This window comes from Paenibacillus polysaccharolyticus (genome assembly GCF_023714295.1).
Taxonomy (GTDB): Bacteria; Bacillota; Bacilli; order Paenibacillales; family Paenibacillaceae; genus Paenibacillus; species Paenibacillus polysaccharolyticus_A.
The window spans coordinates 83774-106424 of record NZ_JAMAUN010000006.1 but is presented as its reverse complement, the minus strand read 5'-3'; the positions used below and the strand labels follow the sequence as shown (position 1 = coordinate 106424).

Genomic DNA, 22651 nt, shown 5'->3' with positions numbered 1-22651 from the left:
GGTGGTGTTCCCTTGAAGCCGACAACAACCACGATACGCGATCATTTAGCAAATTATTTGAAGCGTGAGCAGATGTCGATCAGTTTATTTTCAGAGATGTCCGGAATTAATTCTGGAACACTCAGCAACATTTTAAATAAGAATCGACCCATCTCGATGCAGCAACTGGACCGTATTACGGCAGCCATGAAGCTTGCAGAGGGCCACTTCTATGAGTTGTATATTGATGAGTGCTTTGTGCACGCAACCCCGGATTGGCGGAGGTTAGGCCCTTTTCTGCATCGATGTGCTGAACTGGATAAGCTGGACTGTATCGAAGATGTTGTTCGTCTGATGATGGATAATCTTTCGTATATCCCGATGTTATTTGAGGTGGCAGAGGAGTTCTACCATGCTGGTAAATGGAAACCGGCAACTCTCTTATACGAAACAATCGCTGAAAGTGAGAAGATGCAACATTCCGAGCGGCTTGCGCTCTGTCAGTATCGTCTGTTTAAGCTGGGGCTGACGAATGATCAGCAGCGGAATGTTATTATCGCGGCCCAATTTGAATATTATGTGGATCGGCTGGATGAACGCTATCAACTGGATGCGTTAAATGAATTGATTAACGCATTCGGAGCTTTGCATAGATGGAACAAAGTACAGGAACTGTCCGAGAAATTAAAAATAAAAGCTACAGTTCATTATGAGCTTAATGGTAGAAGGAAACAGGAGGAGACCAAGAGACCCATTGTCTTTTATATACTGTATTCCTATCTTGCTTCAGGAAGCGCCTACTATCATCAGAAGGATTACCATAGAGCACTTGAGTATGTAGCTTTATATGCTAATCACAGCTGGGTAAAAGAACCCGATGAAGAAGAAAGAGTGGTCATGAATCAATTTCATGAATGGGCGGAAGCTAATCAGTATATCTATAAGCTGATGGCTGGGCAATTTGAAGTGTTACCTGAGTATTTGGATTATATCTCAACCAAAGAGAACGAAATTTTCCCAGCACTTTGTGATATCGTCAAGGCAGCTCTGCATTATAACCAGAATATCGATCATGTCTTACAGGAATACCGGTCGTATTTCATATATCAGGAGCAGAGTAACCGAATTGGCAAAGTTAGCAGTCAGGTTACGGATGATCGATATTTACGACTTTTATTGGACTTGGGTGCATATTATCTAAGGAAAGACGAGTACCACTCAGGTATAAGATGTGTTCTAAATAGTTTAAAATTTGCTATTGAAATTAGCAGTGGACGAGGTATGCTTAGAGGAGTCGGACTGTTTGAGCAATACAGGGAATTCGCATCGGAGACGGCGAAACAGGAATACAAAATGATCATTAGTGAGGTGCAGAAACTTAATGAAGAGAAAGTTGGCTTTGCTGATAGCTACATGTAGTATCGTGGTTTCCATCACAGCTCCTGCTGCGCAACCTGTCCCAGACACGAAGAATCCGAACCCCGAAATTATGAGACCTAATGACCATGGATTTGGAACTTGATAAGCATACGATATAAGGTTCAGGGACATAAGCCTGAGCTAAAGAACGCTTCTGATTTCCTTCAGAAGCGTTCTTTTTGTATGCCATAAATGCTGTATAAGCACATAAGAAAGAACACTGTCATATCCCCAGAAAACTATCGATTGGCATAATACGCTAAAATATGACAAAAGGAGGGAGGACTATGGATCGTATGGAATTAAAATCACAGATCGAAGACGCGAGACAACAGCTGCATCAGATACACCTGCAATATGGTAGTCTTCTTCATCCTGAAGTGATCAGACAATCCGTAATCCTTGACGCTCTCCTGAACCAATATAACCGAATACGTATGGAGAAGCTGGTGAACTAATCGTAGCCTATTTACAAAGATGGTTTTGTATACTATAGTTAGTTACATGAGTAACCAACCGACTAACTAAGAGAAAACAATAATCCACAGATAAGATATGTAACGAATCATTATGTATGAAAGTTGGAAACAGATGAAATCGACTTTGGATGAATCCCAGCCTATTTTTCATCAGATCGCCATGATGATCATGGATGATATTGTGGAGGGCAGATTGAGAGTAGAGGAACAGGCTCCCTCGACGAATGAACTGTCACGCTTTTACAATATCAATCCGGCTACGGCGCGAAAGGGGCTGCAGGAATTGGTGGACAAAGGCATCATATACAAACAGCGAGGTGTGGGAATGTTTGTTGCTAAGGGAGCCAGAGAAGCCTTGCTTGTTGAACGAAAGCAGCATTTTTACGAAGAATACATCAAACCTTTACTTGAAGAAGCCAGACGTATTCGGATGGACGAGGACATGATTATTGATCTGATTCGTGGTAAGAAGGATAAGGAGAGTGAACTATGATCCATATGGAGCAGGTATGTTACAGCTATCAAAAGAATAAACTCTCTATTTTGAACAATGTCACCCTGCACGAGAGTGAACCTGTAATTGGTGCGATTTGGGGTAGAAACGGTGCCGGTAAAACTACGCTGATGAGTTTGCTAGCCGGACACAATAGCCCTGACAGTGGCACCATTCAGATTATGGGTCAGACCCCGTACAACAATCTGTCTGCTCAAGGACATCTATGTTATATCCAGGAGAATCATCCGCTTGGTAAAAATTGGACAATAAAAGATCTGGTCAGCATCGGATCACATTTCCATTCACAATGGGATCAACAGCTTGCCAAGCGGCTTATCGATGTATTCGAACTGCCTTCCAAACAGAAAATGAGTAAATTTTCGAAGGGCATGAAGACAGCTGCTCAAATTATACTGGGGCTGTGTAGTAACGCAAGTGTAACGATTATGGATGAGCCTACGAATGGACTCGATGCCGAGAAACGAAAACTTTTCTATGAAGCAGTATTGGAAACGTATGAAGATAACCCTCGTCTGATTCTGATATCAACGCATCATATCGAAGAGGTACAGCCTTTATGCGAAACCCTGATTGTAGTACATCAAGGGAAAGTGTTATATCATCACCCGATGGAGGAAGTACGCGAACGCGGGGTTCTTCTAACAGGGTTAATTCAAGATGTGGAGATGGCCTCTACAGGTACTAATATTATTGATTCTGCTCGAATGGGCACAACCAGCAAAGTAATGATTGACGATGTGTATTCGAAAGAATGGGTAGCCAAGGCTCAACATTACGGGCTTTCCATTGAAAAAGCAACGCTCCAGGATTATCTGATAAATGTAACGCGGAAGCAGGAGGCGGTGAGAGCATGAATGCAGTAAAAGGAACGAATCGGCTGATTTTAGACGACATGCGTTTATATCTGATCATCTTTACATCCATTGCACTTGGGTTGACGGCAGTCTATGTCGCCATTGGTTTTCTGTTTCATGTCAGTTATGCCTCACAGTTATTCGGGCCGATGTACGGAGGGATTTGTACATTTGCCATTGCGGGTCTGATCACGCTATACCCGGTAGCCATTGGTATGGGCAGTACGCGGATTCAATTCATGAAATCATTCTATATGATGGGGGCCTTTATGGTTGTGGGTACGATGGTCATTCTGCATTTGATTTATTGGGGTGTTCATTTGTTGAATGTCGGGGGATGGCTGCAGGTCACGTTGTACCAACCGGGAATGCTCTATTCTTCGAGTTATGTCGTGTTCCCATACCTGTGGATTGACTTGATGTTTGGTTTTTTGGTACTTGGTCTATCTGTTTTCTTGACGGTTTGCTGGATTCGGCTGGGCCTCCGTAATTTCTTGATTCTGTTGTTTGGCTTTGGTCTGGTCGCGTCACTGCTGATTGCATTTGCTAACATGGGGCAATTGATGATTTGGATTGCAGAATTAAACAGAATGATGCTCTTTACCGTACTGGGCTTGGTTGGCGGAGCGTTGCTTCTATCCACGTATCCCATGATGAAGCATGCCCCGCTTGGTCGAAAAGGTAGCAAAGATTAACGAAAGGTCAGTCAAATACTTACAGGGTGAACATATTCTTCTTAGGGATATGAGAGTTAGGTGAGGAATTCGGCAAGGTAACAAAAAGAACACGAGAGAGAGCGTATGCTCACCTCGTGTTTTTTGTATTCTCTGGCGGTGGGTGCTTTAAGCTAAGCTTGAGCTTGCGGTTTAAATCCTTCCTCTTCAAGATACTCGCCAGCTTCGCCACGTGATTCAAAAGCCATCTCCAGCTCCGAACCAGCATATACACACCACATGTCATTGTCATATTTTAAAGTAAGTGTGTGTCCCTCTTCATTGATCCAGATTCCACCGCCTGATGACAGGGTGACCGGAGCAGATGGTTTAGGGGACGGTGCCTTCTCAGTCACTTCAACTGCGTCTGGATTATGTGACATCGCTTTGAGCGTTGCATCCAGCAAAGTGCGCAGATCCGCTTCAGAGTAATTACGAACATTGACGAACCCTTTGGCATCCGTCTCGTAGTTCGGCAATAACCCCGCATAGATATAACCATTCCCGTTCGGGTGAATATGGAGTGCTACAATCTTTTTCTCGTAGGCACTGTCCTCGTAGTGGAAATTCACACGACCCAGAGAAACATTTTTGCGCTGCAGCTGAGGGTACGATTCCAAAATTTCAAGCTTTTGTTCAACGTTAAGCATATGTGCCTCCTGTTACTGTTAGGTAGTGGGATTATACCACAGGTGAAGGTCGGAAACATCCTACCCTCTGTCCATGAGAGACGGTGGCATGAACACACCTCATCAGTATAATCCTTATGCTCCTGTTAAAATACGTTGCCCAAGTGCTTTTAGGTTTTCCAGAACTTGCAGATAAGGATAAGGCCCGTAACTTATTCGTGCTACTCCTAATGCGGCTAGTTGCCTGGGTGAAGGTTCGCTGGAGGTAACCATTACGTTGATGGGAATTGGTGAACGTTCACAGAGTTCCTGAATCCATTGATGATCCTGTAAACCTGGAACGAACAGACCACTCGCCCCCGCTTCCGCGTAAGCTTCGGACCGTACAAGTGCTTCGCGAACTAACGCTTCATTATGTTTTTCAGGAGCCTTTTGCAGAAATAAATCGGTGCGTGCATTGATAAAAAGGGGAATGTCTGCCTCACTTGCGGCTTGGCGAGTAGCGGATAATCTCAGACACTGTTCTGAAAGATTGTACAGGCCTTCGCCATAGGGCAACTGATCCTCGATATTAATGCCCACCGCCCCATGTTCAATAATTTGCAACACATTTTGCTTTACTTCTGACACAGACCTGCCATACCCTCCCTCTATATCGATGGTTACAGGCAGATCTGCGCTCTTTGTTATACGTGCGAGATTAGCAAGCACCAACTGGAACGGAAGAACTTCACCATCCTGCTCCCCATGAGCAGCAGCAACAGACCAGCTTCCCGTAGCGATCGCTTTGGCACCTGCAGATTGAATGGTCTGTGCACTCCCGGCATCCCACACGTTCACCAGTACGAGTGGTTGTCCCTTCACATGATATCGATGAAACTGTTCAGCTTTTTCCTTCTGTATACAATGGTTGTTTTTCATCTTGACTCACTTCCTTTATAGAAATAGGTGCTGCTAATGTAAATTCCTACTGTAATGACATCTGTCTCTCATGCTGTAGCAGCCAATTTTTCCGTGTCAGTCCACCGCCATAACCGCCCAATTCACCACTTGCATTAATCACACGGTGACAAGGGATAACAATAGCTAGCTGATTTGCACCGTTCGCTTGGGCTACGGCCCGGCATGCAGACGGTTTTCCAACGACGTTCGCAATCTCCTGATAAGACCTCGTTTCCCCAGCAGGAATGGCTAACAGTGCATCCCATACCTGTTTTTGGAATGGTGTTCCTAAACAGAACAACGCCGTGTTGAACGCCGTCCTTTTGCCGTCGAAATATTCATTTAATTCTCGTTCAATGGATTGTATAGGTGCTGTTGTGCCAGGTACAATGGCAGATTGGGTGCGCTTGCGCAGACGTTCTACCTCGCGTTCCAGCCCTCTGCGATCAATAAATTCGAGTAAATACAAAGCTTGCTCATCCGCTATAGCCATCATGGGACCAAGCCTTGTATCGATCCAGGCAGCCTTCATTACTCGTTCGTCATCTATATGTGTAGGTGCAGCTCCCATAATTCTTGAAAAGGCATCCCGGAATCCACTGCTGGATTCATATCCGGTCGAGAGTTGGCTATCGATGACGGTGCGCCCTGAACGAATATGTTTCAGTGCTAGTCCCATTCGCCGCGCGCGAGCATATTCGACAAAGGTCATCCCGAATCTTTTTTTGAACTGACGGCGAGCAGTAGATTCATCAATGGATAGTGCCTTGAAATCTTGCCCTTTCCAGCGTTTTTCCGGTTCTTTCTCAACCGCCTCCACCAGCATGCGAACCACATCCGAAACATGATTGGGGTGAGATAAAGGCCGGCATCGCTGGCATGGTCGAAAGGACGCAAGCAGGGCTTGCTGAGCGGTTTCATAAAATTCGCAGTTCTCAAATTTAGGTTTCCGAGCCGGGCAGGTGGGACGACAGAATACCCCCGTTGTTTTAACACCGACATAGAATAAACCTTCATATTCTGAATCCTTGGCTATCAGTGCCTGGTAATACTGTTCCTTTAGATCTGCAGAGATCATAAGCCGCACGTCCTTACTCCAGTAGAATCACAATCTTTCCCTTATTATAGGAGAGAATCACACGTCCCATCGCCGAAAATCAGGCATCTATTCTCGAATTGAATCTTTTGTTTATTCAGACCGAACATTGTTCAGAATTTGTTTAGAATCAAGTGATAACATAGACCTATGTATTTGATTAAAAGGTAGTATTATATGCCTATTTAGTTTTACAGAGAGATAAAAAATGTGTTGTTAAGTGAACTTATATAGGCAAGTAAGTTGAAGATTGACGAAAAAGGAAGATAACAATCGGGGGTCAGATGGAAATGAAATATTCCACGTACAAAAGCATTCATGAACCTGAGCAGGTTCTAAGAACCAAGCCGCAATTTTCGTATGAAAAACATAATTCAAGTCTCTTTCTACGAGATCAGATCACACGCCCGGCGATAATTAAGTTGCTCATTACGATTAGCGTATTAATTGCTGGCTGCAGTGTAGTATTCAAGGTGTCCGCAGGTGATCAGCCTGTACTGCTGAATGAAAAAGTTGTTGTATCTTCGGGGGATACACTATGGAGTATCTCTCTTGCGAACAAACCGGATCAGATGGATACTCGGATTTATGTCGAAGCGCTCAAAGATACAAACCAATTGTCGCACGGTACCATTCAGACAGGACAGGTGCTGGAGTTGCCGCAATTCCAACATTAATCATAAGTATCAATAACACGTCTGATTCCCTTCTTTTTGCATGAAAATTCATACACTCATCACTACGAAAGAACAGGTGCAGTCTGTATTTTTAAGTCATTTACATATTATGGAGCTTCATGAGGGACGATATGGTGTAGTGATGAATAAGGTTCATGTTCTAATCTGTGTGTGAAGGATGCAAGAAGAACGAAGGGAGAAGATGGCGTATGAAACAGGTGATCAAGAGATCTGCACTGTATACAGCCGTGTTATGCATGGTCATTGTTGTTAGTGCCTGTGGTGCTAAAAATAATAAAGAGTCTGTACAGGAGCACGCTTACCCGCAATCCAAGCAACCGATCGAGGATGCTGGACAGGGATCTATACCTAATGCAGAGGCCAAAAACAAAAACGATCAGAATAGCGCAAAAGGTGAAGAGGGCAAGATGCAGACGCAGTCTAACGCAGCGGCAATGTCAGAGGATATTGATATTGTCATTGATCAATCGGATAAACCGAGTGAAGGCAACAGCTTTGATTTTGCGATCAAACAAGTGCCCAAAGGTTACAGCCTAACGGAAATGCGCTGGACATCCAACACGGTAACGATTGTGAATACGATGCAGGAAGCGATAGAGCATGGCGGGAACGGAGAGGACGGCTTTTATTTTAGCGGCAATGGACAGTTTTCAGGCTTTATCTATTCGGACGAGATGAAGGGTGAACGCGGAAAAGCCACATTTGTTTTTACCAATGATGAGGGTAACATGCTGATGTCCGAGAAGGAGATTCAGTTGAAGTAAACAAAGAACGACCAGGAGACGGAGAAACATAGATCATTGGACGGATAAATATAAAACGGGAAAAGCAGCCAGAGGGCTGCTTTTTTTGATGTTCATCATCGTTTGCTTAGAAGTTGTATTTTTACGATGAGTACACTGAGAGTAGGGTAGGATGAAAATTTCCAAGGTAAAATAAAACACTAAAAAAACTGGTGTCGGTATTGTACCGACACCAGTTTTCACCTGAAGTCTTTTTGGTTTCTGAAGTTATTAATAAATAACGTAAAAAGAAGCTCCACCACTTGAAGGGTTGATAAAGTCTAATCCAATTTTGTAGTAACCGTACAATTTAACTTTTAAGTAACCATCATAATCTATTCGTCCTAAGGAAGTTTTATTATTATATTGATCAGCGGCGTAAGCATAGCAAGATTGTCCAAATGAACCATTAAACACAATTTTTATCTCCCCATTCATGTAAATAGGTTTGGTTTCTTGTCCAACTTGTGCCCATTCTGTTCCTTGTAAAGTGACATTGCTTAAGAGCTGCGTTTCTTGTGACTGAACAGTATTATTTGTCAAAACTTCTTCAGCGAAAATTGCTTGTGTAGGTGTTAGAATCATCAATAAAGTAGCCAAACTAGATATAGATACTTTTTTAATATTCTTCAACGCAAACATCTCCTCTAAACATATTGGTATCAAAGAAGTTAGTAATGATATATAAGTGTTTTTTTTCACAAAAAACTTAAAAATATTCTCATTAAACTAAAATTACTTAGAAACTAAAACCACCAAGAGACGAAAGTAAATTAGAGATGCACTACTGAATTTTATTTTTCATAGCACACGCACCTTTAAAAAATTGGATTTATTTTACATCTAAATGTTATCACATTATGTCATTTATATCAATATATTTACATTTAATTAAATTTTTAAGTTTTATGTATAAGTATTAGTAATTTATTTTAATCAATATTTTATTCAACCTCAAAAGCAACACATTAAGTATAATGGAAATCTATAGAGCTTAGAGCTAGGAAAAGAGCTTAATTATCTATTTGCTACATAAACTCCTTGAGCGAGAAAGATGCAAGCACCATGCGTGAAACCAGTGAGATGATTGGGTTAAACGAGGTATCGAAATGCTCGTAACCCCGGATGATTTTTGCCAAAGTGAGCAACTGAAGCTGGTTTATGAAGGGAGACTGCGTGAATATCAGGTAAATCTGGACCGTTAACAAGAAGTTTCGCTTAAATTTTTTTTGAAATGATGAATTTTGACGAAAAATATGAAGAAATCCACTCTATTTTCAACTATGGAGTGGTTTTTTTTCCTTTTATTATCATTTCTTGTTTAGAATCTGTTTATTGTTGTGTTCTAAAATAGGTCTTACGTCTCAGGGTATCTGCAATTTCAATTGAAAATGGGATGAGGAGGAGCAGGGAAATGTATTTTAAAAGGTTGGTAAGTTGCCTATTAGCTACAGTTTTATTGCTACAGGTTGTTAGTGCAGGAGGAGTTGCAAGTGCTGATCCATTGACAGGATATGAAAAACTGAATCAGGTTCGAAATCAGAATGAAGGCATTGATGATGCGATCAATAAAGTCCAAGATATGCTTCAGGACGGCAGTTTAATAGATATTACTGATCAAACTACACTGTATGATCCGCTCGATGCAGAACAGAAAAAAGAACTTGCTCGCGGTATGATTTTACTTTTGCCAAGCGGGCAAGAGTATAGCAATCAACGCCAAATTGATTATGTTTTTATGTTAATGCAGAACTTGGTCAAGTTACCTAAAACATTAGATCCAACAACTGTACAGAATCTCCTGAATGAGACATATGCTTTTTACAGTATTGCGGATGTTACTATTCCGGTGTATCAAGCAAGTTCCATGGTTGAAGCAAGTGCAAAGTACAGTACATTAAGCAATGTAGATAGGCTTATATTCACTAATCTCATCATGTTCGAGCCAGTTTTAGGAGAATATAAAAATCCAATTAACTACAATGGTCAACTTCAAGCTTTGATCAAAACGCTAAATGATTACCATTCTATCAACGCTGCAGACAATGTTACGGATATGGATGTGGCACTTCAAGGGATGTTTGGTGATCACTTAATGAGCTCCAGCTTTGCCAGTGCAAATCCCAGTCTTAATTTTCATATTTACCCGGTTGATATGAGTAAGATGTTCTCTATGGTTGTGGGAAATGATGTATCCCAAAGAGAGTTACTTGCTCAATGGATGCTTGATCACAAGCAGGATGGCTACGAAACAGTATCCGACGTGCAAAAAGCATTTAATGCGTTTTTTGAACCAGGGCTGAGAAAGTACAACGAATTAATAAAAGAAGCAAAAGGCAACGCAAACAACTTTATAGCTGATGCTGTTGAACTACTGAGCGATAAAAACTTCATAGCTACGCCTGATTTCAAGCAATTATCCTCAGAGGATCAGAATGATATCGCAGTTTATATGCTTAATTTAGATCCACCAACCAGTGAAGGGTACGCCAATAAAGCGCAAGTTGAATACCTCGTGCAGCTAGCTTTAAAGGCGGTTGAATTCATTCATGACATTGGTGGACCGGATGAAATGAATTCACTTGATGAACTATATACGAAGCAAATGCAACAAGTTAACTATCTGGATCAACCTGCCCCTGACAGTATGTTTTATCAGTTTGTTGGTAAATATTCTGAATTCTCAGGCATTGAAAAACGTATCACAGCGGCTATGCTTGAGCTACAACTTAAAAAGGGTCCGTCGTCTGTATTCAAATTATTAACTTCTCTCGATGATGAAGCAAGGTTCACCCCCTTAATTAACAAGGCGCTGACCACTAATGAAATGTTGGGTTCGATGTTCCAATTGAGACAAATTCAATCGGAGATTGCGGACTACAACAAAAACCTAGAACATCCTAAAATGAGCTTTCCGATAGATGTAGAGAAAATAGATGGAATCAAGAAAGATATACAAAAGTCAAATGCACTCGCAGATCACATGATTGCGGAGCGGCCAGATGGGGGGTACGAATCCTTTGTTCAAATCCAGACCGCATTTGACAAATTTTTCTCCAGTGATAATAACACGAATGTATTGTCTGTCTTGAACGCCGCGAGGAAAAGTGGAAATAAAACAGCCATGCGTGATGCTATGGAAGATCCGGCTTTAGAAATTAAATTTCCTGACGGCTACGAAAATTTAAATCCTCAGGTTAAAGATTTCATTGCAGGATTCTTGATCCAATACGTCAGTGAAGATTACGAGAATAAAAATCAGGTTCAACTCATGATTGAACTTGGCATGTTGGCACAATCTGTTTGGGAACAAACGGAGCTTACTGCTTTGAGCAATAAACTGGATCTACTTGCACAAAAGATGGTAGATATATCAGAGTACTTTAACGACCAAGAAGCAGAAGAGTATGGAAGCATTGGTCAAAAATATTTGAAACTCACTAATAAAGTAGACAAAAATGTTTTTGCTTATAAATATCTGTATTCGATGGCCTATGAAAAGTTGGAAGGACTCTACCAAGGAGATATCGTGGAACCAATGGTAGTGTTAGGGCTTTTGACTGCTCCGTATCAATCTATTGAAAAGGCCACCAAAATTGATCCAATGAGTCAGTGGCTCCAAAGTGCTATGGAAGCTCAAATGGAGGGTGAGGCTTTCTTCGACAAATATAATTTTAATCGTACGGGTGCCCTCGACCTGTCCAAAAGAGCAGAGCTTAGCGTGGAAGATCAAAAGGAATTGGCACAATGGGTACTTGATGAACAAGACAGCTATGAGGATATTGGGAATTTACAATATGTAATTAATCGTTTCTTTACTGCCCCTAATGTAAAAGGGAACGACGTTAAAAACGAAATAACAGGTCTGAATGATACGATGGAAATTTCATTCGATGGCAAACTGAATTGGATTGATCTGGCTTCCATTCAGAAGTTGGATTTTAGCGGTAACAAAACAGTATGGGTTCGTCATAAAGCGTTTAGTGATGAGTTGCCAGGACGCGCTGTAAAGATTGTCTTCACAGCCAACGGTGACAGCGGTAATGGGAATGGTTCCACACCTAACCCGGGCAACAACGCAGGTGGTAACGGTGGCGGTGGATCATCTGCACCAGTGACGTCCACACCTGCACCAACGACCAAGCAAGAGCAGATCGTGGTGGATGTGAACGGTATTGACGGCACAAACTTGACCAAAACCCCAATCACACGTACAACCGAAACCAACGGTACGGTTAAAGATTTGGTCAAAATGACAGATGCGATTGCCAAGGAATCGGTTGAAAAAGCAAAACAATTGGGTAGCAATACGGCACGCATTGTGATTCCAGATACGAAAGATGCCGTGTCCGAGACACGGGTCGAAGTCCCAAAAACAGCTGTCAAAGATCTAAGTGACGGTTCGATGAAACTGGAAATTTCGACCGAAAATGCTGTAATCTCCATTCCAACGAAGTCCATTGCCGGATTCGATCAAGACTTGTACCTCCGCGTGGTTCCACTCAAAAAGGAATCCGAGCGCAAAGACTTGGAAGAGCGGGCGAAGAAAGAGCAAGTAATTCAGCAAGTTGCTCCAAATACGAATGTTCGTGTACTGGCTCGTCCAGTTGAGATCGAAACGAATATGCAGAGCCGTGAAGTGACGCTGACTTTGCCACTGGGCAACAGCCTGCCAACCGATGCGGCAGCTCGTCAGCAGATTCTGGATAACCTGGCTGTGTACATTGAACACAGTGATGGTACGAAAGAACTGTTGCGAGGCAAACTCGTGAAACTGGCTAATAACAGCGAAGGCATTGAGTTTACGGTAACCAAGTTCAGTACGTTTACACTGGTTGTCGTAGATGGGCTGAAAGCCTCTCAAAAGACAAATCAGCCATACATCCAAGGTTTCGGTGCCGATTTCCGTCCAGATGCGTTCGTTACACGTGCACAGATGGCTGCAATGCTAGCTCGTAATCTGCCGGGTGAAACAGCAACAGCTACGGCGGCAGGTACAACCTTTGCCGATGTAGCCGCAACACATTGGGCAACGAGTGAGATTCAAAAAGCACAGGCTGCAGGTATCATGAACGGTCTCAGTGACACAGCGTTTGCACCAGAAGGTTCGATTACGCGTGCACAGATGGCAACAATCGCGTACCGTTGGTTGCAGAAGCAACAAACGAACACTGTAACAACAACGGATACCACAAAAACAGCACCGGAAGCCACTTCCTTTACGGATGTAGCCGCGGATCTGTGGGCAGCCGATGCGATTGCCTATGTGCAGTCCACTGGTCTGATGACGGGTTACAATGATGGCACATTCAAACCAGACAGCAAGCTGACCCGTGCAGAAGCGGTAAAAGTGCTGAACGTCCTGTTCAAACGTACACCGCTGACGGGAGTGGCCACGCCATCCTTTAGCGACGTGACTGCAACTCACTGGGCATATGCAGATATTGAAGCTGCGGCACAGAAGTAATAAAAAAGACTTTTTTTTCAATTACACTATATAGTGATTAAAGGGCTTCACCACCGTATTTTTCAGGTTTAATAACCTTGAAAATAGGTGGTGAAGTCTTTATTATTTTCTGGTTCACTTAAAATCAAATATATATAAAATGATGCTTTATATTTAAATAAATATGAGCATTTAGTATTATTTACAAATATAAACAATTTTTATATAGTTAAACATAAGAGGGGGTAATCTATCGGAATGAATGTTTAATTAGCTGTAAGCCTGCTCGTAAACATCGAGTTTATGGTTGGGAGTCTAAAAATTTAAAATTGAGGTGACGTATGAGAAAGCTAAAGATCTTAATACTGGCAGTTGTTGTTCTAACGGGATCACTTCTGCAAACAAGTGTATTTGCTGAAAATAATACATCACAAGTTTTAGATGTAGTTACTAGGGGCCAAGGAATTTCCCTATCAGTTGATGCCTTTAATGAATCTATGGTTGGTCAGGTGGAAAAAAGGAAATCACTCGAGAGCCAAAAATTACTAAAGAATTATGATTTGAAACTCGATAATTTTATCTTAAGTGGAGGAAATGTTTCAATTGATGTGACTGTTGGTGAAGAACAAGTTCAATTGTTTGGATTGTTGCATGCTAGTTATAAAGTTCAAAATGGTATTAATAGTATTGTGGGAGATTTGACAGATGAAACAGGTAGATATTCGGTTTTATTGTTTGAGATTTTTAATGATAACAAGAATGATAACCTTTTAATTAACCGTGATTTACAGGAAAAGCCTCATTTAAAACTATACTTACTTGATGGCGATAAAAATATTATTCTTTTTGAGACGGATTTACCCGAAGCATTGAGGGGTTTAGAAGTGGGCTCTTTTGCCGAGAAAGAAGACAATAAAAAAGAAATGTTTTGGTTCAAAGGGCTAGCAGAGCCTGAAATGGTTAAGGAAATCACAACAACTGAAACCTCAATAGCAGAGGCTTCTGGGAAAACAGATTTGGATTTTGCACCGATGGCATTGAATTCATTCTCTACATGGACTAATCCTACAACATATTATACTTCATTTTATGTGGGGACAGATTATACACAATGTTGGTCTTTACCATATCTTAGCTACAAACATGTAAATGTCACCTCATCCGACTCCACATGGATTGCTCAATTTAAGATTGCAGAGCACACTAAGGTTGGAAATTACACATACTATGGAAACAATGTGTTCGAATATAAAAATTTAAAGATTGCCTTTGGGTCAGGTGATTATTCAACTATGATTAGGACGTTCCAGCAAGGAAGAATTTACGATAATTCAGCTTTTAATGGAGGGTTGAAAAAAGTTGGTGATAAAATCGCTACTAGTCTTATTAAGAAAACATTAAGTGCTGTTCCGTATGGGAGTACAATCAATGATGTAATAGGGTATATAAACACTGCAACATCTACATCAGGAGAGGTTACACTTGGCAGTCAAGGTGTTAGCTTATCAGGAAGCCCAGTCTCTGCTGCGGGTGAAAAACTGGCTAGTAAATTTAAGTTAGAGGAATCTACAGATCACAGCGGACGAACTGATAATGGACATTATTTCACTTATCAGGTTGTACTTAATTACGAAGGAAACGGGTCTTCAAAAAATACCACCGGCAATCTACAACTAAAATTTGACGTATTCAACTCTCAGACTAATAAGACAACACCAATATCTAAAGATTTCACCCTTGCTTACAGGGCATCAAAATAAATATGGTATACTTGTAACTTGAAAAAAATATAATAATTAAGCCGGGAATGATATTCCCGGTTTTTGGCTTAACGTACCTAACGTAAACAAGCATGAGAGGTGAAGGGATGCAGCTTAATAAATCTGTTTATATTATGTTGCTCATCGCGGTTGCTTTAGGCTTCACACTAGGATGGTATCTCGATTCGATCAGTGAACGGGAGACGTGGGAGCCAGATCAGATGAATCTTTATCGCGCTGAAGAACAGAAATCAATTAATAAAAAAGAAAATCCGCAACTTTTTGATCAGCTTCTCTCTTTAATCGTATTTGAAAAAGGAGATATGATTTCAGGTGGCAATGCTCCGTTATCAGAAGATGAGGTCAATGATATAAAAAAGAGTGGCGCCATAGAATATGTCTATAATGAACCAATTACAATACAGATGAACAATGGCAATGACTCTGCAGAAAAAGTGGAATTCACATCGATCCTTTTTCCTGTAGATGATAAGTGGAATGGTGCATGTTACATTCAAACAACGGATTCCAAATATTTGTATTTTGAATCAAGGCCAAGTTTATCTTTTATACTCAGACATATGTAGGTTTCAAAAGAGCTGTCCCCAAAGCCATTCATCGGCTGGGTACAGCTCTTTGTTGTATATGTTTATTCATAATGGATTGATCTCAATCTCATATTTGCAGCTAATTTTATTCTGCTAAGATCCGCCATCTTTAAGTCTATGCTCAGAAGGGCTAGTCCTGCTGTTCCGGTATTTCTGATTTTTGTTCATACAGCTTACCCTCTCGCAGCCGATCCACGAATCCTTGAAGCCAGACATAGTATTGCTCTGCATGCTGGAGTTTGTGCAAATCTCGTAATGCCTCTTCCCGTTCTTGTGCAGTCGTGCGTTCCGATAAGATGATGGTTGTCAGGTCAGGGATGACCTCGCGGATGCCTTCCAGCATCACATCCACTTCCCGCTGCAGCTTTAATCCGAAAAAGTTTTGAAACGTGCGAAAGAAGTCAGTCTCCGCCACATATTGATCCTGCCGCTCCTTTTTCTCGTCCAGCTTATAGATCATTTGAGACTCGGTTAACGAACGAACGGCATAACTCATGTTGCTTTTGCTCATATTCATAGAGGTCTTCATCTCTTCCAGCGTCATCGGACGGTCTTCGAAATACATCACACCATACAATTTACCAAACGTATGATTAACCCCATAGAGATCCATCGTATTGGCAATCGCCTCGATGACTCTCTCCCTCAGTGCAGACCGATCAGGTAACGATAAATGATTCGGGTTCCCGGCAATTTCTTTTCCCACAATGTCACCTCGGCAATAGAATAAACGTTTCCACGAACATATTCATATTTTACATGACTCCTTCGAATTTTAACACAACCCCGAAATAGATTTTTCAATTCGAATGTACAATCATTTTTGTACAGAAGATTAAACAAGCCAATATATATCTATAAATTGCCAATTGTTAAAGAAAATTTGGACAATAAGGAGTGGGAGAATTGCGTTTGAAATGTTGGAGGGAGTCGGAGGCGGTTCTATTCACGTTGCCTGCTTTAATCCCGCTGTTGATTTTCTGGCTGGGACCTCTGGGATACATCGTATATCTCAGTTTTACGGACTGGGACTTCATGAGCCCGGACAAGCTGTTCGTTGGGTTGGATAACTACACGTACCTGCTAACGAACTCTGAATTCTATCGATCTTTGAAAGTTACGCTGTTGTTCGGACTCGGGAGTGTGATCCCTACGATTGTGGGAGGACTTGCACTAGCGATGCTGATGAATAGCAAAATGAAATCATCCGGTATTTTTCGCACATTACTCTTCTCACCATGGGTGACACCAACGGTTGCCGTATCCATCGCTTGGTCATGGATTTTTGAACCGCAAGTGGGACTAGCCAATCTGATGCTGGGTTGGGTGGGAGTATCACCGATCGGATGGCTCCGCGATATGGATTGGGCACTTGTTGCTGTATTAATTGTAACCTTGTGGAAGTCCATTGGTTGGGCAATGGTGTTCTATCTGGTAGCTCTACGGAATCTGCCGTCCGATCTGCTTGAAGCAGCCTCGATTGACGGGGCGGGAGCTTGGGACAAGTTCAGAAGCATTACGTTGCCGCTGATCTCACCAACGACCTTTTTCCTTTCGATCATTCTGACTATTCAATCGCTACAGGCTTACGACCAGATTAACGTCATGACTCAAGGTGGACCTGCTGGATCAACTCGAACCTTGCTGTATATGTACTATCAGTCTGCTTTTGAATCGTTTAACGTCGGAGAAGCTTCATCGATCGCTGTAGTTATTATTCTGATCTGCGTGCTGTTATCGGGAGTGTCTTTCCTGCTAGGCAGACGCCTGGTGCACTACTAATGACAATGACCATGCCCAAAAGTAAAACGAGCCAAATGAAACCCAGGGAGATGCAGAAGTTGTCCCGTAAAAAGGTGAAAATCAGTGCGATCCTTCGCTATCTGGTGCTTGCTATTATTGCACTTGCCACTGCTTTTCCGTTCTATTGGATGGTAATCAGCGGATTCAAAACAAATGATGAAATCTGGCAGTTCCCGCCAACCTTCTGGCCAGAGACATTTCTGTGGCAGAACTACGTGGATGCCTGGAACGCCGCGCCGTTTGCACGGTACATGCTGAACAGCACCGGGGTCGCCATAGCGATCTGTCTGCTCCAGATTGTGAACTCCAGCATGATGGCATACGCCTTGACTCATATGAAATTCCGCCTTAAGGGCACGTTAACCGGCATCATTCTGGTAGGGTACATGATTCCCAGCACGGCAGTGTATCTGCCGGGTTATCTGGTGTTAAGCGAGCTGAATCTGCTGGATTCCTACACAGGTCTGATCGTATCCAACTGTGTCAGTGTGTTCTCCATTTTCCTGATTCGTCAGGCCTTTATGCAGGTGTCTCATGAACTCGTGGAAGCTGGACAGCTGGATGGAGCATCACACTTCCGCATTCTCTGGACGATTATTGCACCGCTCGTTCGCTCCAGCTTCGCCGTGATGGTGCTGATTACATTCATCGAACAGTACAACAACTATTTCTGGCCAATGCTTATCACCAAAAACCCTGACCTACAGCTGGTATCTGCCGGGCTGCGAAGTTTCTTCGTGGAAGGCGGTGCCTATGGACTGGCTTGGCCGCAGATTATGGCTGCAAGTGCTTTTACCATCGCACCTTTACTTATTCTTTTCGTGTTCACCCAGAAAACGATCATGCAGAGTGTGAACATGACGGCTGGCGTAAACAAGAATTGATATGCTTCACATTTTCGCCTAAAAAAGTCACCTAAAAACGGGAGGAACAACAATGAATTGGAACAAGTCAGACATGACTTTGAAGAAGAAAATGAAGCTGAGCTGGAAAGGCGGAATGTCGCTGGTACTCGCGGCAAGCTTCGCATTAATAACTGCATGCGGGACACAAGCCCCGGCAGAATCAAATTCAACGGCTGCTGCTAGCGGCGGCACGGACACACAAGCCAAAGCACCGGTAGAGATTGAGTTCTGGTATGGGCTGGGCGGTAATCTGGGCGACAATATGAAAAAGAAAATCGATGCCTTCAACGCCTCGCAGAACGAAGTGGTTGTGAAGGGCATTGTACAAGCGGACTACACCGAGACTGAGCAGAAGCTTCAAGCGGCCATTGCGTCCAAGAAAGTACCTGCTGCCGTTCTGAGTGCCAATATTGACTGGGCGCGCAAAGGTTACTATGCACCTATGGATGAGATGATCGCGGCTGATCCGGAATTCAAAAAAGATGATTTCATTCAAACGTTCTTGGAACAAGGGAATGTAGATGGGAAGCAGTTCTTTTTACCGATGTATGGCACGACGCAAATTATGTACTACCGTATGGATACCTTCAAAGAGAACGGAATTGACCCGGCAAGCCTGACGACATGGGAGAAATTTGCCGAGGCTGCCGCGAAGATGACCAAGAAGGAGAATGGTAAAACCACTTTCTATGGCTGGGAGCCGATGTGGGGTAGAGACAACATGATCGATGCGGTTATGGGCAAGGGAGGCAAGATTCTCAGTGATGACGGTAAAACCGTGATGATCGACTCCCCCGAATGGATTGAGACATGGGAACTGTTCCGCAAATGGATCAACGAAGACAAAATCATGGGCATCCAGTATGGCGGTCAAGGTTGGGAGTATTGGTACAAAACCATTGACGATGTGATGAAAAATAAAGCGGCTGGATACACCGGTTCAAGTGGTGACCAAGGCGATCTGGACTTTAAAATCGTAGCGGCCATGCAACAGCCAGGCTGGGAAGGCATTGGCGAAGGTAAACCTGTAGCGAGTGCAATCCTTGCAGGTATTCCGGCAGCGGCTAGTCCGGAGCAACAACAGGCAGCGTATAAATGGCTGACGTATTTTTCCAAAACCGAGAACACCGCTTCATGGTCGATGAACACAGGTTACATTGCGGTACGCCAATCTGCACAGCAAGATCCAGACTTCAAGAAGTTTAGTGAAGAGCATCCACAGATTACGGTACCATTGCAACAGGCAGCACATGCTTCAGCTCCATTCCGTGATCCAACGGGCGGCAAAATTAACGATGCCCTGAAAGAAGCAGCGGATAAAGTACAGATCAACAATGTTCCTGCAGAGCAGGCGCTGAAGGAAGCCAAAGAGAAAGCACAGAAAGAACTGGATCGCATTGCAAAATAATTCATTGTATTACATGAAGTTTGCATCCCCTCTCATGTATAAGCTTTAGTGCCTAAGCAAAAAGGGCGGTACACCACGTACCGCCCTTTCCATTCATTACGATCACAGACAAGGAGTTTAGTCCATGCAAGAGAATAAAGTAGACGATAGAACACAGGTGCAGGTTGAAGCCATTCTGTTTGATAAGGATGGGACGTTGCTTGATTTTACAGGCATGTGGGGGTTCTGGACGGATTGTGTGTTGAATGATTTCAGAGAACAACTGGTTATGCGTGGTCTAGAGATGGATGAAGCCGATCTTCCAAAGATTTGGGGCACGTTTCACGATGAACAGGGACGGATGAACGGTTATGATGTCCGGGGCCCGCTCGCCATGGGTACGATGGATGAAGTATATGCCGTGCTGACGTGGCATGGATATCGTGCAGGACTCAGCTGGGCAGAAGCCAAAATGATCGTAAGAGCATGCCTCGCACAGGCCGAGGAAGCGATGGAGGTACATCGTCCAGCGCATCCGCTACCCGGTGTGAGAGAGTTTTTGGAGCAGTCACGGAGTCAGGGGGTGAAAATGGGCGTAGTCACAGCCGATGAAACGGCAAGTGCAGTCAAACATCTGCAATGGATGGGGCTGGACGCATACTTCGATGTCATCATTGGAACGGATCTGGTAGACCGCGGAAAACCGTTTCCCGATATGTTGCTGCTTGCCTGTGAGCGACTCAGTGTACAGGCGCAGCAAGTCATGGTGATTGGGGACACGGACGGAGATATGGAGATGGCGAGAGCTGCAGGAGCAGGCTACAAGATTGGCATTGGTGAGTCTGGGAAAATACAACTGGCGGATCGCACAATCCAGACGTTCCATGAATTGCTCTCTGGTGGGTTAGGCCGATGACGAGTAGTCAGACTTATCTGGGCTGGTTGTTGCTGGCACTTGCCATTGGTCTGGAACTGAGTGCCACGATATTACTTAAAGTGTCGGATGGTTTCTCCAGATTGTGGCCTTCCGTGATGATGTTTGTTTGTTACGCCGCAAGCTTCACCTTTCTGAATTATGCCGTCAAGTATATGCCGCTGGCTGTGGCCTATGCGATCTGGTCAGGCGTGGGGATCACGATGATTGGCGTGGTGGGGCATTATTTCTTTGGTGAACGGCTACGACTGACATCGATGGTATGGATCGGTTTTATTTTGATAGGCATTATTGGACTGAAATGGAGTGATTCGTAATGAGTACTACTGAGCAGCCACTGGCTACCTTCCAGGTGATCACGGATACACATGTACGGGACGAGGCAGATCATATTCATAACCGGCATCTGGAGCAGGCGCTGGCAGATATAGCTTCGTTTAGCGATAGAAGCAGTGGCATTATGCATGTGGGTGATGTAACCGACCGCGGGTTGCCGAGCGAGTATCGGGAATGGCAGCGAATCTGGGAGCAATATGCGGAGAAGTTGCCGGAGATTCGTTTCACAGTAGGTAATCATGATATTGGTGCAGTCATCTGGCAGAAGCCGCCATTGGTATTACTTGAGATGACCGAAGGGCATGTTGCTAAACTGCTGGAGCAAGATGCGGAGTTAGAGCATCCGGTGAAGCAGACAGCGGAGGAGTCAGCGGCGCTGATACAGAAGCTGGCTGGCAACCAGTTTATGTTGTCTGGGCAGGCCGGACATGGAGGAGAAGTGGGGAGTTCAGAAGGCAGTGTAGATGGCAGTGAGGGTGGAAATACAGAAGGAAGTGTACGTGGAGAAGTTCAGGCAGAAATTTCTGCTAGAACCAACGCTGAAACAATAACTGTAGCAGATTTATGGCATCGGCGTTTGATTGATTTTGAAGCGGCGACAGGCATGAAGGGAAGTTATCACGATCACTGGATTGATGGATATCATTATATCTTCCTTGGCACGGAACAACCGCATCCGAAGGACTGTGAGATGTCGTCTAAACAACTGGAGTGGCTGGATGAGAAGCTGGCTGAACAGGCTGCACTGGATCGTCCGATCTTTCTCTTTATCCACCAACCCCTGATGGACACCGTTGCGGGATCGCTTCAGGCACAAGGCTGGTATGGCGTGAATCAGGATGCAGAACTGAAGGCCGTGCTGGCCAAGTACCCACAAGCGATTCTGTTCTCCGGGCATACGCATTGGCAACTGCAAGCACCGCATACGATGTATGATGGTGCAGGCCAGCTGCCAACCATGTTCAACGCTTCTTCTGTCGCCTATCTATGGACGGATGAAGATGAGCACCTGGAGGGTAGCGAAGGGCTGCATGTAGAGATTTACAAGGATCGGGTGATTGTGAAGGGGCGGGACTTCGCTGCCGGGAAATGGGTTGAAGGTGCTGAGTATACGGTGCGATATCCGGTAGCGGTGAGTTGAATAATAGCGATATAAGCAGAGTGGTGTATAAGCATGACTCTGTTTTTTTCCATGTTTACTGCAATCTCATTACTATTAAATATTGTATTTTTTGGAATATAGGTCGTATTATAAATGTATCCCGTTGGGAAATTGGATAATCGTTTTGGTAAATGAATTTATTATTTTGGTAAAGGGATGGCATACCTTGAGGCACACGAACTGGAGTTTATATGGAAAATGG

General features: G+C 43.4%; 21 protein-coding genes. 16 read left to right on the top strand and 5 right to left on the bottom strand.

The features are described from left to right. Nucleotides 1-12 precede the first annotated feature (12 nt). From M3629_RS16095 to M3629_RS16075, 5 genes are all read left to right on the top strand, one after another. The gene (locus tag M3629_RS16095) at nucleotides 13-1398 is read left to right on the top strand and encodes a helix-turn-helix domain-containing protein (protein WP_353056753.1); all 1386 of its coding nucleotides are present in this window, start codon (nucleotides 13-15) and stop codon (nucleotides 1396-1398) included. A gap of 287 nt (nucleotides 1399-1685) precedes the next feature. Then, nucleotides 1686-1856, top strand: coding sequence for an aspartyl-phosphate phosphatase Spo0E family protein (locus M3629_RS16090; RefSeq protein ID WP_251508271.1), 171 nt, complete (start codon nucleotides 1686-1688; stop codon nucleotides 1854-1856). Between the two features lie 133 nt (nucleotides 1857-1989). Continuing rightward, nucleotides 1990-2370: a GntR family transcriptional regulator gene (locus M3629_RS16085; RefSeq protein ID WP_251508270.1), complete on the top strand. Its 381-nt coding sequence runs from the start codon at nucleotides 1990-1992 to the stop codon at nucleotides 2368-2370. After that, on the top strand, nucleotides 2367-3248 hold the full coding sequence (locus M3629_RS16080; protein WP_251508268.1) for an ATP-binding cassette domain-containing protein: 882 nt from the start codon (nucleotides 2367-2369) through the stop codon (nucleotides 3246-3248). Before M3629_RS16085 ends, M3629_RS16080 begins: the two co-directional genes overlap by 4 nt. Further along, a complete protein-coding gene (locus tag M3629_RS16075) occupies nucleotides 3245-3943 on the top strand; it encodes a hypothetical protein (RefSeq protein WP_251508266.1) in 699 nt (232 codons plus the stop codon). Before M3629_RS16080 ends, M3629_RS16075 begins: the two co-directional genes overlap by 4 nt. 152 nt (nucleotides 3944-4095) lie before the next feature. On the opposite strand, the gene M3629_RS16070 is transcribed toward M3629_RS16075, so the two are convergent. The 3 genes from M3629_RS16070 to M3629_RS16060 all read right to left on the bottom strand — a co-directional run bounded on the left by M3629_RS16070 (nucleotide 4096) and on the right by M3629_RS16060 (nucleotide 6610). Then, nucleotides 4096-4611 carry a hypothetical protein gene (locus M3629_RS16070; protein ID WP_251508265.1) on the bottom strand — a complete coding sequence of 172 codons (516 nt, stop codon included), beginning with the start codon at nucleotides 4609-4611 and terminating at the stop codon, nucleotides 4096-4098. A gap of 114 nt (nucleotides 4612-4725) precedes the next feature. Further along, the gene (locus M3629_RS16065) at nucleotides 4726-5511 is read right to left on the bottom strand and encodes an isocitrate lyase/PEP mutase family protein (RefSeq protein WP_251508263.1); all 786 of its coding nucleotides are present in this window, start codon (nucleotides 5509-5511) and stop codon (nucleotides 4726-4728) included. Nucleotides 5512-5557: 46 nt separating this feature from the next. Continuing rightward, nucleotides 5558-6610 carry a bifunctional transcriptional activator/DNA repair enzyme AdaA gene (locus M3629_RS16060; protein WP_251508261.1) on the bottom strand — a complete coding sequence of 351 codons (1053 nt, stop codon included), beginning with the start codon at nucleotides 6608-6610 and terminating at the stop codon, nucleotides 5558-5560. Nucleotides 6611-6918: 308 nt separating this feature from the next. Between M3629_RS16060 and M3629_RS16055 the strand changes: the two genes are divergently transcribed. Together M3629_RS16055 and M3629_RS16050 are read left to right on the top strand one after the other, a co-directional pair. Next, nucleotides 6919-7305 (top strand): LysM peptidoglycan-binding domain-containing protein, encoded by a 387-nt coding sequence (locus M3629_RS16055; RefSeq protein ID WP_251508259.1) that lies wholly within the window; start codon nucleotides 6919-6921, stop codon nucleotides 7303-7305. 209 nt (nucleotides 7306-7514) lie between these two features. After that, nucleotides 7515-8090 (top strand): hypothetical protein, encoded by a 576-nt coding sequence (locus tag M3629_RS16050; RefSeq protein WP_251508258.1) that lies wholly within the window; start codon nucleotides 7515-7517, stop codon nucleotides 8088-8090. Nucleotides 8091-8339: 249 nt separating this feature from the next. Here M3629_RS16050 and M3629_RS16045 read toward each other — a convergent pair whose 3' ends face one another. Further along, nucleotides 8340-8741: a hypothetical protein gene (locus M3629_RS16045; RefSeq protein WP_251508256.1), complete on the bottom strand. Its 402-nt coding sequence runs from the start codon at nucleotides 8739-8741 to the stop codon at nucleotides 8340-8342. A 781-nt stretch (nucleotides 8742-9522) separates the two neighbouring features. Between M3629_RS16045 and M3629_RS16040 the strand changes: the two genes are divergently transcribed. From M3629_RS16040 to M3629_RS16030, 3 genes are all read left to right on the top strand, one after another. Next, entirely contained in the window at nucleotides 9523-13575 is a 4053-nt protein-coding gene (locus M3629_RS16040; protein WP_251508254.1) for an S-layer homology domain-containing protein, read from the top strand. A 320-nt stretch (nucleotides 13576-13895) separates the two neighbouring features. After that, on the top strand, nucleotides 13896-15314 hold the full coding sequence (locus tag M3629_RS16035) for a hypothetical protein (protein WP_251508252.1): 1419 nt from the start codon (nucleotides 13896-13898) through the stop codon (nucleotides 15312-15314). 107 nt (nucleotides 15315-15421) lie between these two features. Next, nucleotides 15422-15901 carry a hypothetical protein gene (locus M3629_RS16030; RefSeq protein WP_251508250.1) on the top strand — a complete coding sequence of 160 codons (480 nt, stop codon included), beginning with the start codon at nucleotides 15422-15424 and terminating at the stop codon, nucleotides 15899-15901. Nucleotides 15902-16052: 151 nt separating this feature from the next. Here the strand turns inward: M3629_RS16030 and M3629_RS16025 are convergent, their stop codons facing one another. Then, nucleotides 16053-16628, bottom strand: coding sequence for a GbsR/MarR family transcriptional regulator (locus tag M3629_RS16025; protein ID WP_251508249.1), 576 nt, complete (start codon nucleotides 16626-16628; stop codon nucleotides 16053-16055). 200 nt (nucleotides 16629-16828) lie between these two features. Between M3629_RS16025 and M3629_RS16020 the strand changes: the two genes are divergently transcribed. From M3629_RS16020 to M3629_RS15995, 6 genes are all read left to right on the top strand, one after another. After that, nucleotides 16829-17704, top strand: coding sequence for a carbohydrate ABC transporter permease (locus M3629_RS16020; protein ID WP_154889888.1), 876 nt, complete (start codon nucleotides 16829-16831; stop codon nucleotides 17702-17704). Between the two features lie 50 nt (nucleotides 17705-17754). Beyond that, nucleotides 17755-18609 (top strand): carbohydrate ABC transporter permease, encoded by an 855-nt coding sequence (locus tag M3629_RS16015; RefSeq protein WP_251508628.1) that lies wholly within the window; start codon nucleotides 17755-17757, stop codon nucleotides 18607-18609. A gap of 52 nt (nucleotides 18610-18661) precedes the next feature. Beyond that, complete coding sequence (locus M3629_RS16010; RefSeq protein ID WP_251508248.1) at nucleotides 18662-20038, top strand: ABC transporter substrate-binding protein; 1377 nt, start codon at nucleotides 18662-18664, stop codon at nucleotides 20036-20038. A 124-nt stretch (nucleotides 20039-20162) separates the two neighbouring features. Further along, nucleotides 20163-20933: an HAD family hydrolase gene (locus M3629_RS16005; protein ID WP_251508247.1), complete on the top strand. Its 771-nt coding sequence runs from the start codon at nucleotides 20163-20165 to the stop codon at nucleotides 20931-20933. Next, entirely contained in the window at nucleotides 20930-21268 is a 339-nt protein-coding gene (locus tag M3629_RS16000) for a DMT family transporter (protein ID WP_251508245.1), read from the top strand. Before M3629_RS16005 ends, M3629_RS16000 begins: the two co-directional genes overlap by 4 nt. Next, the gene (locus M3629_RS15995) at nucleotides 21268-22428 is read left to right on the top strand and encodes a metallophosphoesterase family protein (protein WP_251508243.1); all 1161 of its coding nucleotides are present in this window, start codon (nucleotides 21268-21270) and stop codon (nucleotides 22426-22428) included. The genes M3629_RS16000 and M3629_RS15995 overlap by 1 nt, the downstream gene beginning before the upstream one ends. The last annotated feature ends 223 nt before the right edge of the window (nucleotides 22429-22651 follow it).